The sequence below is a fragment of the Streptococcus sp. Marseille-Q0941 genome, assembly GCF_943736975.1.
In the GTDB taxonomy this organism is placed as follows: Bacteria; Bacillota; Bacilli; order Lactobacillales; family Streptococcaceae; genus Streptococcus.
This window is the reverse complement of record NZ_CALSFO010000003.1, coordinates 257,979-273,563: the sequence shown is the minus strand read 5'-3', so window position 1 is coordinate 273,563 and position 15,585 is coordinate 257,979. Positions and strand designations below refer to the sequence as shown.

The 15,585-nt window shown below is 39.0% G+C and carries 19 protein-coding genes, 1 tRNA gene and 1 other annotated feature; of the genes, 5 read left to right on the top strand and 15 right to left on the bottom strand.

Going from position 1 to position 15,585, the window contains the following annotated elements:
* Positions 1–34: 34 nt before the first annotated feature.
* Positions 35–1,021, top strand: a complete 987-nt coding sequence (locus tag NGI26_RS03260) for an L-lactate dehydrogenase (protein ID WP_004253416.1) — start codon at positions 35–37, stop codon at positions 1,019–1,021.
* A gap of 61 nt (positions 1,022–1,082) precedes the next feature.
* Here the strand turns inward: NGI26_RS03260 and sdbB are convergent, their stop codons facing one another.
* The 10 genes from sdbB to NGI26_RS03210 form a co-directional block, all read right to left on the bottom strand.
* Complete coding sequence (gene sdbB / locus NGI26_RS03255; protein WP_251935865.1) at positions 1,083–1,646, bottom strand: thiol-disulfide oxidoreductase-associated lipoprotein SdbB; 564 nt, start codon at positions 1,644–1,646, stop codon at positions 1,083–1,085.
* A gap of 12 nt (positions 1,647–1,658) precedes the next feature.
* Positions 1,659–2,366: a thiol-disulfide oxidoreductase-associated membrane protein CcdA2 gene (gene ccdA2, locus NGI26_RS03250; protein WP_251935862.1), complete on the bottom strand. Its 708-nt coding sequence runs from the start codon at positions 2,364–2,366 to the stop codon at positions 1,659–1,661.
* Positions 2,367–2,492: 126 nt separating this feature from the next.
* Entirely contained in the window at positions 2,493–3,353 is an 861-nt protein-coding gene (locus NGI26_RS03245; protein ID WP_251935860.1) for a methionyl aminopeptidase, read from the bottom strand.
* A gap of 15 nt (positions 3,354–3,368) precedes the next feature.
* Entirely contained in the window at positions 3,369–4,646 is a 1,278-nt protein-coding gene (gene spxR / locus NGI26_RS03240) for a CBS-HotDog domain-containing transcription factor SpxR (RefSeq protein WP_251935858.1), read from the bottom strand.
* Positions 4,639–5,190, bottom strand: coding sequence for a GNAT family N-acetyltransferase (locus NGI26_RS03235; RefSeq protein ID WP_251935856.1), 552 nt, complete (start codon positions 5,188–5,190; stop codon positions 4,639–4,641). The genes spxR and NGI26_RS03235 overlap by 8 nt, the downstream gene beginning before the upstream one ends.
* 17 nt (positions 5,191–5,207) lie before the next feature.
* Positions 5,208–6,467: a UDP-N-acetylglucosamine 1-carboxyvinyltransferase gene (gene murA / locus NGI26_RS03230; RefSeq protein ID WP_251935854.1), complete on the bottom strand. Its 1,260-nt coding sequence runs from the start codon at positions 6,465–6,467 to the stop codon at positions 5,208–5,210.
* A 213-nt stretch (positions 6,468–6,680) separates the two neighbouring features.
* A complete protein-coding gene (gene rpmA, locus NGI26_RS03225) occupies positions 6,681–6,974 on the bottom strand; it encodes a 50S ribosomal protein L27 (RefSeq protein WP_000916509.1) in 294 nt (97 codons plus the stop codon).
* A gap of 16 nt (positions 6,975–6,990) precedes the next feature.
* Positions 6,991–7,335, bottom strand: a complete 345-nt coding sequence (locus NGI26_RS03220) for a ribosomal-processing cysteine protease Prp (RefSeq protein ID WP_000613699.1) — start codon at positions 7,333–7,335, stop codon at positions 6,991–6,993.
* Positions 7,336–7,350: 15 nt separating this feature from the next.
* On the bottom strand, positions 7,351–7,665 hold the full coding sequence (gene rplU, locus NGI26_RS03215; protein ID WP_000109141.1) for a 50S ribosomal protein L21: 315 nt from the start codon (positions 7,663–7,665) through the stop codon (positions 7,351–7,353).
* 34 nt (positions 7,666–7,699) lie between these two features.
* Positions 7,700–7,786, bottom strand: a sequence feature (ribosomal protein L21 leader region).
* Positions 7,787–7,840: 54 nt separating this feature from the next.
* Complete coding sequence (locus NGI26_RS03210) at positions 7,841–8,536, bottom strand: YoaK family protein (RefSeq protein WP_251935852.1); 696 nt, start codon at positions 8,534–8,536, stop codon at positions 7,841–7,843.
* Between the two features lie 146 nt (positions 8,537–8,682).
* Between NGI26_RS03210 and NGI26_RS03205 the strand changes: the two genes are divergently transcribed.
* A complete protein-coding gene (locus NGI26_RS03205) occupies positions 8,683–9,660 on the top strand; it encodes a Gfo/Idh/MocA family protein (protein WP_251935850.1) in 978 nt (325 codons plus the stop codon).
* The gene (locus NGI26_RS03200; RefSeq protein WP_251935848.1) at positions 9,657–10,739 is read left to right on the top strand and encodes a DEAD/DEAH box helicase; all 1,083 of its coding nucleotides are present in this window, start codon (positions 9,657–9,659) and stop codon (positions 10,737–10,739) included. Before NGI26_RS03205 ends, NGI26_RS03200 begins: the two co-directional genes overlap by 4 nt.
* A gap of 179 nt (positions 10,740–10,918) precedes the next feature.
* Here NGI26_RS03200 and NGI26_RS03195 read toward each other — a convergent pair whose 3' ends face one another.
* Positions 10,919–11,296 carry a YwiB family protein gene (locus NGI26_RS03195; RefSeq protein ID WP_251935846.1) on the bottom strand — a complete coding sequence of 126 codons (378 nt, stop codon included), beginning with the start codon at positions 11,294–11,296 and terminating at the stop codon, positions 10,919–10,921.
* Between the two features lie 72 nt (positions 11,297–11,368).
* On the opposite strand from NGI26_RS03195, the gene NGI26_RS03190 reads away from it, so the two are divergent.
* On the top strand, positions 11,369–12,673 hold the full coding sequence (locus NGI26_RS03190) for an HD domain-containing protein (protein ID WP_251935844.1): 1,305 nt from the start codon (positions 11,369–11,371) through the stop codon (positions 12,671–12,673).
* Between the two features lie 12 nt (positions 12,674–12,685).
* Positions 12,686–13,492 (top strand): sugar-phosphatase, encoded by an 807-nt coding sequence (gene yidA / locus NGI26_RS03185; protein WP_251935842.1) that lies wholly within the window; start codon positions 12,686–12,688, stop codon positions 13,490–13,492.
* Positions 13,493–13,569: 77 nt separating this feature from the next.
* Here the strand turns inward: yidA and NGI26_RS03180 are convergent, their stop codons facing one another.
* The 4 genes from NGI26_RS03180 to rplS form a co-directional block, all read right to left on the bottom strand.
* Positions 13,570–14,043, bottom strand: a complete 474-nt coding sequence (locus NGI26_RS03180) for a hypothetical protein (protein WP_251935840.1) — start codon at positions 14,041–14,043, stop codon at positions 13,570–13,572.
* A gap of 61 nt (positions 14,044–14,104) precedes the next feature.
* The gene (locus NGI26_RS03175; RefSeq protein ID WP_251935837.1) at positions 14,105–14,977 is read right to left on the bottom strand and encodes a hypothetical protein; all 873 of its coding nucleotides are present in this window, start codon (positions 14,975–14,977) and stop codon (positions 14,105–14,107) included.
* 139 nt (positions 14,978–15,116) lie between these two features.
* A tRNA-Arg gene (locus NGI26_RS03170) sits at positions 15,117–15,188 on the bottom strand.
* A 42-nt stretch (positions 15,189–15,230) separates the two neighbouring features.
* Positions 15,231–15,578: a 50S ribosomal protein L19 gene (gene rplS, locus NGI26_RS03165; protein WP_001068670.1), complete on the bottom strand. Its 348-nt coding sequence runs from the start codon at positions 15,576–15,578 to the stop codon at positions 15,231–15,233.
* Between the last annotated feature and the right edge of the window lie 7 nt (positions 15,579–15,585).

Genomic DNA, 15,585 nt, shown 5'->3' with positions numbered 1-15,585 from the left:
CCCCCTTAATAAAATAAAGGAGATGTTTAGACAAATGACAGCAACTAAACAACACAAAAAAGTTATCCTCGTCGGTGACGGTGCCGTAGGTTCTTCTTACGCTTTTGCCCTCGTTACACAAGGAATTGCACAAGAACTTGGTATCATTGAAATTCCACAATTGTTTGAAAAAGCAGTTGGTGATGCTGAAGATCTTAGCCACGCGCTTGCTTTTACTTCACCTAAGAAAATCTACGCAGCTAAATACGAAGACTGTGCGGATGCGGACCTTGTAGTTATCACTGCTGGTGCTCCACAAAAACCAGGTGAAACTCGCCTTGACCTTGTTGGTAAAAACCTTGCTATCAACAAATCAATCGTTGAACAAGTTGTTGCATCTGGTTTCGACGGCATCTTCCTTGTTGCTGCTAACCCAGTTGACATTTTAACTTACTCAACTTGGAAATTCTCAGGATTCCCTAAAGAACGTGTTATCGGTTCAGGTACTTCACTTGACTCAGCTCGTTTCCGTCAAGCACTTGCTGAAACTATCGGTGTTGATGCTCGTTCAGTTCACGCCTACATCATGGGTGAGCACGGTGACTCTGAATTTGCAGTTTGGTCACACGCTAACGTTGCCGGTGTTAAATTGGAACAATGGTTGCAAGCTAACCGTGACTTGAATGAAGCAGACCTTGTTGAACTCTTCATCTCAGTTCGTGACGCTGCTTACTCAATCATCAACAAAAAAGGTGCTACATACTACGGTATCGCAGTTGCTCTTGCTCGTATCACAAAAGCTATCCTTGATGATGAAAATGCGGTTCTTCCACTTTCAGTCTTCCAAGAAGGACAATACGGAGTTGAAAACGTCTTTATCGGTCAACCAGCTATCGTTGGTGCGCATGGTATCGTTCGCCCAGTTAACATCCCATTGAACGACGCTGAAACTCAAAAAATGCAACTTTCTGCTCGTGAATTGCAAGAAATTATTGACGAAGCATGGAAAAACCCAGAATTCCAAGCTGCTTCTAAAAACTAATTCAATTAAATTTTAAAAAAGAAAAGTCTAGACAAAACAGTCTAGACTTTTTTTTATAACGTTAATTCATTTGTGCAAACGCTGCTTCTGCATCTGCATTACTAATTGCACCTAACTGAATCTTGGCAATTTTACCATTTGAATCAATTAAATATTCTGTTGGGATACTTCGAATCTGATAAGCTTGGAAGGTTGATCCCGTTGTATCATATAAGACTGGTATATCCTTATAGCCTTGTTCCTCAAACCATTTTGGAAACTGATCGACTGTTTTTTCACCTTGTAGACCTGGGGCAATGACAGATAAAATTTCAAAATCACGATCTTCTTTTGCAGCAAGTTCCATTAGTTCTGGCATACTTTTTTTACATGGTCCGCACCAAGAAGCCCAGAATTTTAGATAAACTTTTTTACCTTTAAAATCAGATAGTTTGACTTCTTTTCCATCCATCGATTGTAGCGTGAAATCCGGCGCTTCTGCTCCTACAGCTATTTGCTTAACCGTTGCTTGTTGCTGTGCTTGAGTCGTTTGATTTTCCTGACTTGATTTCTTCTCTTCCTTGCCACAAGCAATCAAAAGAAAGATAGATAAGAAACTAAGTCCAAAATAGATTGTTTTTTTCATAGATAACTCCTTTTATCCTAATATTCCAGATAAGACATTTAGCTGTCCTAGCATCAGTAAAATTCCCATAAGAATAATCAGTAAACCACCAATTTTCTTCAATAAGACTATATGGGACTTGATTCTACTAAAATAAGGCATGATGAGACCTGATGCCAAGGCCAATACTAAAAATGGAAGCGCCATTCCGAGAGTATAAATGAGGGTTAATAGGGCCCCTTGTAGAGCTCCATTTCCTCCTGACGCAGCTAATGCTAAAACAGAACTTAAAACTGGACCGATACATGGAGTCCAGCCAAAGCTGAAGCTGATTCCCAGTAAAAAGGCCGACAGATATTTACTAGACTGTTTTTGTTCAAATGTTACAGTTTTTTGCACCTCCAATTTTTGCAGATGAAGAATTTCCATCTGATGCAATCCCAGTATGATAATCATGATTCCCATAACATAACGGAACCAGTCAGCATAAAGTAAATTCCCAAGGAATCCTGCTCCAAATCCAAGAATAAAGAAAATGAGAGAGATACCAGCAATGAAACAAAGGGTACGAATCAATCCTGACCAGGCAACATCCTTACCTAAAAAACGAAATGTCTTTGACTTCTCTTGATCATCTAGCAGGACACCTGCGTAGACTGGTAACAGGGGAAATATACAGGGAGAAAAGAATGACAAGACCCCAGCTATAAAGACAGAAATAAAAAATAAAATACTTTCCAATTAAGAACCTTCCTTCATATATTTAATTTATATTTTACTACAAAAGAAGATATTTGTAAGAAATCCGCTACGCAAATTTGATTTCAACTCTAAGGTACTAAAAAAGGAGCTCAGCTCCTTTTTTGATTAATAAGTTCCCTCTTCACCTTGACTTGTCAAGATTACAGGACCATCTTTGGTAATAACAAACTGATGTTCGTACTGACATGACAGACCACCATCAATGGTTTTGTGAGCCCAGCCTGTTTTCATATCTGTATCGATTTCCCAATCACCTGTATTGATCATAGGTTCAATGGTTAAGACCATACCTTCACGAAGGCGAAGACCACGACCGGCGATACCATAGTTAGGCACCATTGGTTCTTCATGCATAGTTGGACCAACACCGTGCCCTACAAGATCACGAACAACTCCGTAACCACGACTTTCTGCATATTCCTGAATAGCAGCTCCGATATCTCCGATACGGTTGCCGACAACAGCTTGCTCAATTCCCTTATACATTGCTTCCTTGGTGACGTCCATCAAGTTTTTAACTTCTTCTGACGGTTTACCAACAGCATAAGCCCAACAAGAGTCAGCTAAACCACCTGTAAAGCTTTGAGTATATTTTTTTACTTGTTTCACGTTATTGAAATTTAATTTAGAAACATCAAGATCAGATTTTGCAATTGGCCCCCCAAGCACCATATCTACTTTCAGCAAATCGCCTTCCTTCAAAATATAGTGGCGTGGAAAAGCATGAGCTACTTCGTCATTGAGTGAACAGCAGGTTGCATATGGATAGTCCATGATGGCCCCATCAACGCCGATTTGTAGTGGAAGGAAATTTTCTTCTTTGCAACGACGACGCACATATTCTTCTACTTCCCACATATCTACACCTGGTTTGATGATGTCACGCAAACCGATGTGAATACTTGCAAGAAAATCGCCAGCCTTATCCATTGCTTCGATTTCTCTAGCTGATTTTAATGTAATCATGTTTTCTCCTAGTTTCTAATTAATTTTTACAGTAACATTTGCTTTTGATACAATTTGATGATTAAGATAAATATCATAATCAATAATAGCCGACCTTCTCGTATGGTGAATTATTCTAGCTTGAATCCGTAAAATATCATCAATTTGAACAGCCTGCAAAAAATAAATCAACATTTGTTCGATGATGAGGTTACGCCCACTATTCACAACCAAGTCTTGCGTCATATGAGTCAAGATTTCTGAAAGAACACCATTAGCTAGAACACCATTTTTTTCTAACATGAAGGGTTCAACTGTAATAACAACTTCATCATGGTGATAAGACAACTTCTGTCCTATCTGTTCTGAAAAGGTTGGTAAAGCTGAGACCTGAGAACGACTCATTTTTTCCATGACATCACGTCTAGTAATGACACCAAGTAAGGTTTGATTGCTCCGGACAACAGGTACCATCTCAAAATCTTCAGCAATCATTCTCTGGCTCACGTTAGCAATATTTGTTGCTAAACCGGTCATGTAGACTGTTCTTGTCATGACCTTATCTATGGTCGTCCCGGGTGATTTATCTCCAGCATCTCGCATGGTTACCACACCTACAACAACCTTGTGCTGATTGATAACTGGGAAGCGACTACTTCTATTCTTACGAACTAAATCCAAATAATCCTTTACAGTATCAGTTTCCTGTAAGAAACCATATTCATGACAAGTGCGATAGATTTTTTCAACCGTTAAAATATCTGTCTTGATTTGAACATTTGACAAAGCACGGTTGATCATGGTTGCAATCGTGAACGTGTCATGTTTACTTCGTAGTACTGGGATATTTTTCTTATTAGCAGCATCTAAAACATCTTTATGGACTTCAAATCCACCTGTTACCAAGACTGCATTTTCATTTTCAAGTGCCAATAATTGGATTCGTGTTCTATCTCCGACAATGAGTAAACCACCGTCATGAAGATAAGAAAGAATATTCTTTTCTGTCATCGCTCCGATGGAGAATTTACTGAATTCTCTATCTAAACCAGCCTGACCAGCTAAAACTTCCGAACCAGTGACTTCTGCAATTTCTGCAAAGGTTAATCTCTCAATGGCAACTTTTTTGGACTTAACACGGACTGTCCCGCTTCGAGGACGTGTTTCAACCAATCCTCTATTTTCAGCTTCTTTGATAGCACGATAGGCTGTACCATCACTCACTCCCAGTCTATTTGAAATACTTCGAACACTGACACGTTTTCCGACTGGTAATTCTTCTAAATAAGCTAAAATCTCTTGGTGTTTACTCATTTAGCTCTCCTTTTGTATAGCGAAATTCTAGATAATCTCGCATTTTACGAGTATATCGGTCACTACCCTTGAAACGACGATATAGAACGAAGCCTGATTTTTGTGCAACCTTTTGACTGGCACTATTTTCTAGATGCGTCACAATAGATAGTTGTTTTAATTCAAACTGATTCATGGATAAATCGCGTAATTTAGTCACTGCTTCAGTCATATATCCCTGAGACCAATAGTCTTTCCTTAAAAAATAGCCAATTTCCGCTTCTTTCCGAATTTCATCTAGCTTTTCAAACTTGATAGCTCCAATCATTTTTTGGTCTTTTTGATCACAAATAGCCCAAATTCCTAAAGGTGATTTCATAAAGTAGTTAGCAAGAGCATATTGACTTTCCTCAATGCTGGCTTGGGTAGGAAAAATAAATTGGAGATTTTCAGGGTCTGATGCTAGTTGATGAAAGTCATCTACATCCGTAAAAAAGAAGGGACGGAAATACAAACGTTCCGTCTCATAGAAAGAATACATTGCTAATTTTGTCCAGATATTCATTGTGTTCCTCAAAATTGCTAATCTTCGATTAGCTCAATATCTGCTCCAAGGTTACGTAATTTCTCAATAATGTTTGAGTAGCCTCTTAAAATGAACTCTACACTAGTAATTTCTGTTCTACCTTCAGCCATTAATCCGGCAATAACTAAGGCTGCTCCTGCACGTAAGTCAGTCGCTCTCACACTTGCACCGTGTAAAGGATTGCCACCCTTATAGAGAATGTGATCATTGGTTGTCGTAATATCTGCGTTCATTTTAGCTAATTCAAAGACATGGTTGACACGTTTTTCATAAATGGTATCAATCAGTGTTCCTCGCCCTTCTGCTTTTAAAAGAAGAGGAGTAATCGGCTGTTGAAGGTCTGTCGCAAATCCAGGATATGGAGCTGTTTTGATGTTTACAGCCTTGAGATTTGTTTGTTCTTCAACGTAGATACTATCTTCAGAAACGATCATATGAACGCCCATTTCTTCAAGTTTTGCAATGAAACCTTCTAAATGTTCATAGAGTACATTGTTAATACGAATCCCTTTACCAACCGCTGCTGCCAAACAAATATAGGTCCCTGCTTCGATACGGTCAGGAATAACTTGATGGCGAGTCCCATGAAGGGATTCAACACCATCAATTGTAATAATATCTGTACCCGCACCACGAATATGAGCTCCCATATTGTTTAACAAAGTAGCTACATCAATGATTTCAGGTTCCCGAGCAGCATTTTCAATGACTGTACGTCCTTGGGCTTTTACCGCTGCAAGCATTGTATTAATGGTCGCTCCAACACTTACAGTATCCATGTAGATGTGCGCACCTTGCAACCTAGAACCATTTGTTGAGAGATTCATATTGTCTCCCTCATAAGTAGTTTTAGCACCCATCGCTTCAAAGGCCTTCAAGTGTAAGTCAATTGGACGAGGTCCCAAATCACATCCACCAGGTAAACCTACTGTTGCTTCACCGAAACGTCCAAGAAGGCTACCATAGAAATAATAAGATGCGCGAAGACTGTTGATTTTCCCGTACGGCATCGGTTTATTTTGAACACCACGAGGGTCAATCTCTAAAACGTCATCATAGCGCTTAACACTAGCACCCATAATTTCCATGATATCAACCAAACTAGCGACATCAGAGATATCTGGAACACAGTCCAAAATAACAATATCATCTGACAAAATAATAGCAGGAATCAGGGCTACTACACTATTTTTTGCACCGCTAATGGTAATCTCACCCTTTAATGGACGTCCACCGTTAATGACTATTTTTTTCATTATTTTTTATATACTCTTTCACTATTTATTCATAAGGTCTCACCCTATATTATACCATATTTCCTTCTTATTATCTATCATAATAAATAAAATAAGCTCCTTAAGATTTTATTGATTTAAAACAGTTTCTCAAGTTAACTTTAAAAATAACTGATACTAATATTGTTCAAGAAAAAAAGCTTTCCAAAAATCTTGGAAAGTCTTTTTTAATGCTTATTTTGCGATTGGGTAAACAGAAACTTGTTTCTTATCGCGACCTTTACGTTCGAAACGTACTACGCCTTCAACTTTAGCGAACAAAGTATCATCTCCACCGCGTCCAACGTTTACACCTGGATAGATGTGTGTACCACGTTGACGGTAAAGGATTGATCCACCTGTTACAGTTTGTCCATCAGCTGCTTTAGCTCCAAGACGTTTAGCTTGTGAATCACGTCCGTTTGATGTAGAACCTCCACCTTTTTTGTGGGCGAAAAGTTGCAAGTTGTTAAGAGTCATTTTTAACATAATGTTTTCCTCCGTGTTAGTTTTCTGTGATAACTCTGGTTTGGACGAACTCAGAAGAGTTCTCCGATAAGTTTGCCATACCTAAGAAAAATGATTCAAAGAATAATTGTGTCATTTCTCTCTGGTGAGAAGGAAGATCCTTTGGAATTTCAACCATCAGATAGCCACCTTCATCTTCGTTTAATTCTAAGATTGGTTCATAGCCTGCAAACTTCTCAATGGAATTGATAAAGTTAATGGCAAGCGTAGAAACCGATGCACACACGACATCTAAGCCGTATTCGCCACTCTCGGCGTGTCCAGTAATCTCCGCACTCCTCAGCTCGCCATCTTCGGCTCTCTCAAAGACTGCTTGTATCATGCGTTCTCCTTAAAATTAAGCGTTGATTGCGTTGATGACAACTTTAGTATATGGTTGACGGTGACCTTGTTTACGGTGGCTACCTTTTTTAGGTTTGTACTTGTAAGTAACAACTTTCTTTTGTTTTCCTTGTTTTTCAACAGTTCCAACTACAGTAGCTCCAGCAACAAGTGGAGTTCCGACAACAGTGTTTTCACCACCAACAAGAACAACTTCGTTAAAAGTAACTTCTTGACCAGCTTCAACGTTCAATTTTTCAACGTAAACTGCTTGACCAACTTCAACTTTAACTTGTTTTCCGCCAGTTTTGATAATTGCGTATGTGCTCATTATGCACCTCCTATGATTTTTGGGGTTTCCCCGAATTATTGTGAAGACTCGCCTAGCATCGTGGGACGAACCACTTAAGCTCAAGGGATGAGCGACGATGATCGAGCGGTTGCACAGGCATGTGCATAGTCAACTCTACAAGTATAGCATGATTCCAAATTTTTGACAAGTATTTTCACTCAAAATTCAGCGTTTTAGTAGACTTTTTTTGCCAAGCAGATAAAACCATACTTAGATAAAAAATACTCATCATGATAGGGACACCTAAAATCGTTTTTTCGTTGAAAACAATGGTTAAGTAAGCTGAAAATACCACTCCTAGAATGAAACTAATAAGTAAGCTCACAAAAATCAATCCTTCCAATAAAAATGCTGTATGCTTGGTTCGGACGTATTCACCAAAAGCCAACATGGTCCGTTTGATATTCCCCGTCATAAAGGCGTTGTTATAGGCAATTCCCGAAACCTCACCAAAAGCTGTTGTAACGAGACCCATACAAAAAGCTAGAGGAGGAACAATAAAAATATTATCAACATTCAGTGGAATAAAGCCGATGATCAATGACAGAATAGCTAATGGAACAAGTGATAGAATTGGTTTTTTAACAATACGAAGTTTTTCCTTGTAAATCGTCAACATAAAAACGCCTAACATGAAAGATAAAAGTGTCAATATCTTTAGTTCAGCATCCGCTAGATTTTTCTGAACGATGCCGACTGATAAAAAGACCACGTTCCCTGTCTGCCCAGCGACTAAGGTATTCCCTCTTACAATAAAGGTATAGGCATCTACATAACCCGCACAAAAAGTCAAAAAAAGTGCCAATCTTTTTGAATGACGAGAAATTTTTCTCATGGGTAATAATCTCATACTAATCTCCTAAATATACTGTCACTATTGTACCATTTTTTCTAGAAATTTCGAAGCTTCAAAGCAAAAGAATTATCTTAACTTAACGAGTTGACTCTTTCTATGATATAATGAAATCAATCATTACTTGTGGAAAAGGAGTTTCTATGCTAAAACTTGGTATCATCGGAACTGGTTCAATCAGCCACCATTTTGTTGAGGCTGCCCATACTAGCGGGAAATTTCAACTGGTTGCAGTCTATTCCAGAAAACTAGAAACTGCAGAACAATTCGCTAGTCGGTACAGCAATGTTCAGTTATTTGACCAGATGGACACTTTTTTAATGAACTCCTTTGATGTCGTTTATATAGCAAGTCCAAATTCTTTGCACTACTCTCAAGCTAAGTCCACTTTATTAGCTGGTAAACACGTTATCCTTGAAAAACCAGCCGTTACTCAACCACATGAATTGCAAGATTTAGTTCAAACAGCTAAAGATAACCACTGTTTTATCTTTGAAGCAGCACGCAACTATCATGAAGATGCTTTCGCTACAATTAAGAGTTTTCTTGCTGACAAACAGGTTCTTGGTGCAGATTTCAACTTTGCCAAATATTCATCTAAAATGCCTGAACTCCTTGCTGGCAATACTCCAAACGTTTTCTCAGACCGTTTTGCAGGAGGCGCACTTATGGATCTTGGTATCTATCCGATTTATGCTACTATTCGCTTATTTGGAAAACCAACTCATGCAACCTATCAAGCTCAGAAACTAGATAATAGCATTGATTTAAACGGGGATGGTATCTTGTCTTATCCAGAATTTCAAGTTCGTATCAAGACTGGTAAAAACATAACCTCTAATTTGCCTTGCGAAATATATACGACAGATGGAACACTAATACTTAATTCTATTGAACATATTAAGTCGGCTATTTTCACAGACCATCAAGGAAATGATGTTCATCTTCCTATCCATCAGGCTCCTCACACCATGACTGAGGAAGTTGCTGCTTTTGCAAACATGATTAAGCAACCAAACCAGGTACTCTACCAATCCTGGATAGATGATGCGACACACGTCCATGACCTACTTTACACCATGCGCCAGGATTCTGGCATTAGATTTGAGGCAGAAAAATGAAAACCAAACTACCTACCGAATGGCTTGAACTCCTTGACCAACTGGGCTTCCAAGAATTTACTCCCATTCAAACTCAACTTTTTGAACCTATAACAGAAGGTGAAAATCTTCTTGGAGTTAGTCCAACAGGAACAGGAAAGACTTTGGCCTATCTCCTACCTAGTCTTCTCAAACTCCAAAAGAAAAAAGCCCAACAATTATTGATTTTAGCACCTAATACTGAGCTTGCTGGACAAATTTTTGAAGTCACTAAAACCTGGGGTGAGGCTATCGGATTAACAGCTCAGCTATTTCTATCCGGTTCGAGCCAGAAACGCCAAATTGAACGACTTAAAAAAGGACCAGAAATTCTGATTGGAACACCTGGTCGTATCTTTGAACTCATTAAATTGAAAAAAATCAAGATGATGAATGTGGAAACAATCATTCTTGATGAATTCGACCAACTCCTTGATGATTCTCAAATTCATTTTGTGGAGAAGATTACCCACTATGCACCTCGTGACCACCAACTCATCTATATGAGTGCCACTACCAAATTTGACCAAGATAAGATTGCACCTAATACGCGCATCATTGATCTATCAGACCAAAAGTTAGACAATATTCAACATTTCTACATGCAAGTAGACCAACGTCACAGAGTAGATATGCTTCGTAAACTGGCACAGGTTGAAGATTTCCGTGGTCTTGTCTTCTTTAATAGCTTGTCCGACCTTGGAAGCGCCGAGGAAAAATTACAATATCGTGATGTTTTAGCAGTTTCGCTAGCTAGCGATGTCAACGTCAAATTTAGAAAAGTTATTCTAGAAAAATTCAAAGATAATCAACTGACACTACTTCTTGCCACAGACCTTCTCGCTCGTGGTATCGACATTGATAGCTTGGAATGCGTGATTAACTTTGACGTCCCTAGAGACAAGGAAACTTACACTCACCGTGCGGGTCGAACAGGACGCATGGGTAAAGAAGGATATGTTATCACTCTTGTGACACATCCAGAAGAGCTAAAAAAAATTAAGAAATTTGCAAGCGTACGTGAAATCGTCTTGAAAAATCAGGAACTGTATATCAAATGAGAGTGGGACAGAAATCGGTCATTCGTTAGAATTCGATTTCGTCGTCCCACCTCCGCACAGTTGAGTAGGGCTGTAAAAGCTGATGAAATCAGCCTAGTAGAGCCCACTCAACCACTGCGTCTTGCTCGACAATCCAAAGACAATTGAGAGGCTAGGACTTTTGTCCCAGCCTCTTTTTCTTATCCCCAAGTAATTTCTAAACGGTAGTTGGCAAATGAAACTCCTTCTTTGTTTTGTAGTCGATAGGCTAGTTCAATCTTCTCTTCACCAACTTCATAGTGGCTTGTTTGGATGATAAATTCCTGCATACCCATAGGTGTTGGAATATAGGCTAAACTATCAGTTCCCTTGAGAAAACGCATGATGGTCTTGGGATTTGAGAAACGGGTCATGACTAGTTCCTCCCCATTAAATTTCAAAACTACTTTTTCTTGGTCTTCATTGTAAAACAAAAGATAGGAAAAATCGCCCTTTTCACGTAATTCAACATCATAAAGTTGGTCGATCACTTCCAATTGTTCATCGAACTTGATGGTATTTCTCATTCTAATCTTCACAACGATTCCTCCTTCTTCTCGCTTGTCCCTACTATTTTACCAAAAAGCCAAGGAATTTGCTATAATGGTCTTATGAATGAAAAAGTATTTCGTGACCCCGTTCACAACTATATCCACGTTAATAATCAAGTCATTTATGACCTGATCAATACCAAAGAATTTCAGCGGCTCCGTCGTATCAAACAACTTGGGACATCTAGCTATACTTTCCATGGTGGAGAGCATAGTCGTTTTTCTCACTGTTTGGGTGTTTACGAAATTGCCCGTCAAATCACCGAGATTTTTGAGGAGAAATATCCTGAGGAATGGGATTCTAACGAGTCTCTCTTAACCATGACTGCAGCTCTATTACATGATCTCGGACATGGTGCCTACTCTCATACTTTTGAAAATCTCTTTGACACTGACCATGAGGTCATTACCCAGGAAATTATCCAAAGCCCTGAAACAGAGATTCATCAGGTTCTTTTGCAGGTAGCACCGGACTTTCCAAAAAAAGTAGCCAGCGTGATTGACCACACTTATCCAAACAAACAAGTGGTGCAGCTGATTTCTAGTCAGATTGATGCAGACCGTATGGACTATCTCCTTCGTGACTCCTACTTCACCGGTGCTTTTTATGGCCAGTTTGATCTGACACGGATTCTTCGTGTCATTCGTCCTGTTGAAAATGGCATTGCCTTTCAGCGTAATGGGATGCATGCCATCGAGGATTATGTTCTCAGTCGTTACCAGATGTACATGCAGGTTTATTTCCACCCAGCTACACGTGCCATGGAAGTCCTTCTGCAAAATCTTTTGAAACGTGCCAAGGAACTCTATCCTGAAAATAAGGAATTCTTTGCTCTTACATCCCCACATCTACTGCCATTTTTTGAGAAGAAGGTAACCTTGTCTGACTATCTAGCGCTAGACGATGGTGTCATGAACACCTACTTCCAACTTTGGATGAATAGTACAGACAAGATTTTAGCTGACCTTTCCCAACGTTTCATTAATCGTAAGGTTTTCAAATCCATCACTTTTTCTGAGGAAGACCAAGACAAACTTGAAATCATGCGAAATTTAGTAGAGGACATTGGTTTTGACCCTAACTACTATACTGCTATTCATAAGAATTTCGACCTTCCTTACGATATTTATCGACCAGAATCCGAAAATCCAAGAACGCAAATCGAGATTGTCCAAAAGAATGGTGAACTAGCAGAACTTTCAAGTCTATCTCCGATCGTCCAATCTCTTGCAGGAAGCCGTCATGGTGACAACCGTTTCTACTTCCCTAAAGAAATGCTAAAGCAAAACAGTATTTTCACGAGTATCATTCAACAATTTTCAAGATTGATTGAGAATGATCATTTTACTCCAAATAAGAAATAACAGAGGAAATTTATGAGTATAAAACTAATCGCCGTCGATATTGATGGTACCCTGGTTAATAGTAAAAAAGAAATTACACCAGAAGTTTTTGCAGCCATCCAAGATGCCAAAGCAGCTGGTGTTAAGGTTGTGATTGCCACAGGTCGCCCAATCGCTGGTGTTGCCAAACTCCTTGATGACTTGCAGTTGAGAGCCGGTGGTGACTATGTTGTGACCTTCAACGGAGCCCTTGTCCAAGAAACTGCTACAGGACATGAGATTATCAGCGAATCCTTGACTTACGAGGACTATCTGGATATGGAATTTCTCAGCCGTAAGCTCGGTGTCCACATGCACGCCATTACCAAGGACGGCATCTATACTGCCAATCGCAATATCGGAAAATACACGGTTCACGAATCAACCCTCGTCAGCATGCCGATTTTCTATCGTACACCTGAAGAGATGGCTAATAAAGAAATCGTCAAATGTATGTTTATCGACGAACCTGAGATTCTCGATGCTGCTATTGAAAAGATTCCAGCAGCATTTTACGAGCGATACTCTATCAACAAATCTGCTCCATTTTACCTAGAACTCCTTAAAAAGGATGTAGACAAGGGATCTGCTATCACTCACCTAGCAGAAAAACTTGGACTAAGTAAGGATGAGACCATGGCTATTGGAGACGAAGAAAATGACCGTGCTATGCTAGCAGTCGTTGGGAATCCCGTTGTTATGGAAAATGGAAATCCTGAACTCAAAAAAATCGCCAAATACATCACCAAAACAAATGATGAATCTGGCGTTGCCCATGCCATCCGAACTTGGGTCTTGTAAACTGAATAGAATATAATAAAAGCACCCCTGAAGTTAGAGATAAAGGTCTCACTCGTGGGGTGTTTTTAGCATACAGATTACTTTTCTGAGTCTCTTTTTATTTTTGGAATTTTCTTATTATCCAGTTTAGGAATGCCCTTGTTCTCAATCTTGGGAAGGTTATTTAGTTCATCAATAGTAGGTATCTTCTGGTATACCTTAGCAGGCCTATAGAGTAAAGCAAACGATAAAAACAAGGTAACAACGCTCCCAACAGTTGCTATGTTTCGTTTACTTGCTTCTGTCGAAGGAACCTCGGCTCCACTAGTACTACGGTCCTTCCATTCAGGATGCTCTGCTTCAATCGCTTTTTTCTCTTCCCAAAGTGGAACGAGTAAAAAATGGTTAAATGGCACAACTGTAGCCATAGCTGTCGCGCCTAGTGGGATAAATCTATTGAGATTTATGATGAGCAAGATACTTAGGATAGAAAATAATACGAATAGAATGATTACTAAGACTAAGCGAATTTTATATTCTTTTTTTTTTTGCAAGTATTCTTCTTGAATCATCTAATCTAAACCCTCTTTCTCTTAAATTCTGAACAGTTGAAGAGCCTTATCATAGTAACTCCTACTGTAAATCTTTGATAAACTCCACAATCTGATGATTCTCAATCTTTACATAATAGCCACCGCTATTATTGACAAGTTTATCGCCTTCATATTTATCAATCTTTACAGCATAAAGACCGCTTGGTAAGGGTTGATTGTTAAAAAACTCTTTCATTTGCGATTCAAGGCCTTCAAGATAGGCATCATATAACTGATCCTTCTTGTCTTCTGGAGTGTAGTATCGAAATTGAAATTTTGGTATAAAAATATCTTTTTGGAAAAGATATTGAGCATCCATAGGATACATCCCTTGTAATGCTTGTCCATTTCTTTGATTTTCCTCTAAGATTTTATCATAAAGATACATGTTGCCAGATTTACTATTAAATTGAAAATCAATCCCTTCGTACTTCAAAGCAGTCATTTTAGGGTCTGTTATTGAATTCTCCAATTTTTTTAAAAATTCGCTGGTGCCTGGACTAATCTCAATTCCTAAATAAGCTAATTCTGGAAAAGCGTGATAAATTTTTTTGTTTTGTTCATAATCTACTTCTGCATCCGTCTTTTTATACTTTTTGTTTTCCGAAGGACGAGTATAGTATTCAAATCGAGAATTAGCCTGATAGGTTTTACCATCTATATTTTCAGTGTAAGTACCATGGATTACAAATCCTCCTACACTTGTATAGTTTTTTTCATATTTTTCTAACTCAAACTGACCTGTAAGACCGTAGTTCTCATAAGAACGATGCACAGCTTGCTCAAATTCATTCCGACTTGCATGGGCAAATAGCCCCCACATGTCCATCATTGCAAAAATAGGACTAAGGATTATGAGCATTGCAATTGGGATTACTACGGATAAGCAGCCTATTAATAAGCCTTTTTTCATCTCTTTCTCCTAAACATTCTGTGCCTATTATAACATAAAAAGAGAGCGGTTTCCTTGCTCTCTATATATTTTCAGGGTTTCTTATGAGATATAAAAGCAAGAAAAAACACTGGTTATCCAGTGTTTTTGTGACTAGTTTCGCTCCCTGCAGGAATCGAACCTGCAACTACTCCTTAGGAGGGAGTTGTTATATCCATTGAACTAAGGGAGCTAGAGAAAAACCCTGCTGAGTAAGCAGAGTTTTTTAGTCGAATTAACGACGGATTTCTTTGATACGAGCTGCCTTACCTTGAAGAGCACGCAAGTAGTACAATTTCGCACGACGTACTTTACCGTAACGAACAACTTCGATCTTTTCAACACGTGGAGTGTGGATTGGGAAGATACGTTCAACACCTACACCGTTAGAGATTTTACGAACTGTGTAGTTTTCTGAGATGCCAGCACCTTTACGTGCAATAACAACACCTTCAAAGATCTGAACGCGTTCACGGTTTCCTTCGACAACTTTCGCGTGTACACGAACAGTGTCACCAGGACGGAATGAAGGGATATCTGTACGAAGTTGACCTTCAGTCAAGCTTTGGATTAATGGATTCATTTTATTC